This is a genomic window from Anaerotruncus sp. 1XD42-93 (assembly GCF_009917605.1).
Taxonomy (GTDB): domain Bacteria; phylum Bacillota; class Clostridia; order Oscillospirales; family Ruminococcaceae; genus Anaerotruncus.
This window is the reverse complement of record NZ_QZEG01000241.1, coordinates 1-537: the sequence shown is the minus strand read 5'-3', so window position 1 is coordinate 537 and position 537 is coordinate 1. Positions and strand designations below refer to the sequence as shown.

Annotated in this window: 1 protein-coding gene; it reads left to right on the top strand. The window is 41.5% G+C overall.

Going from position 1 to position 537, the window contains the following annotated elements; all coding sequences use genetic code 11:
• The coding region (locus tag D5269_RS18240; protein WP_243126980.1) for an MATE family efflux transporter at positions 1–497 on the top strand (497 nt) is incomplete at its 5' end.
• Positions 498–537 lie beyond the last annotated feature (40 nt).

Genomic DNA, 537 nt, shown 5'->3' with positions numbered 1-537 from the left:
TTTGCTGGTTTCCGCTGTTTCGGAAAGCACTCTGCGATTTGTTCGTATTGTTCTTTCTTCAGTTCCATTCCTTTATTATAGCATATCTTTATTTGTGTGAACAGACCCTAGATGTATTGTTCGTAGTAGAGTTGAAGTTGGGGGTTATGGGTGTTGCAATGGCCACGGTAATTTCTCAGTTTCTCTCTGTCATGCTGGTAGTTCAACAACTTATGTGCAAAGGACAACTTTACCAACTTTCCATTCGGGAATTGTATGTTGATTGGAGGCTCCTAAAGGAAATTGTCAATTTAGGTATTCCAGCGGCACTCCAGGCCAGCCTGCTGTCACTATCAAATCTTTTTGTCCAGAGGTACATCAATCTATTTGGTTCGGCAGCTATGGCCGGAGTGGGCGCAGCGAAAAAAATTGACAAATTCATCGGATTGATTTCTCAATCTCTTGGGCTGGCCATTACAACATTTATTAGGGCTTGTTTGAAAAATAGTGAAGGCTGAGCTAAATCAACAAAATAGCGATAGCGGCAATGTAAACGAA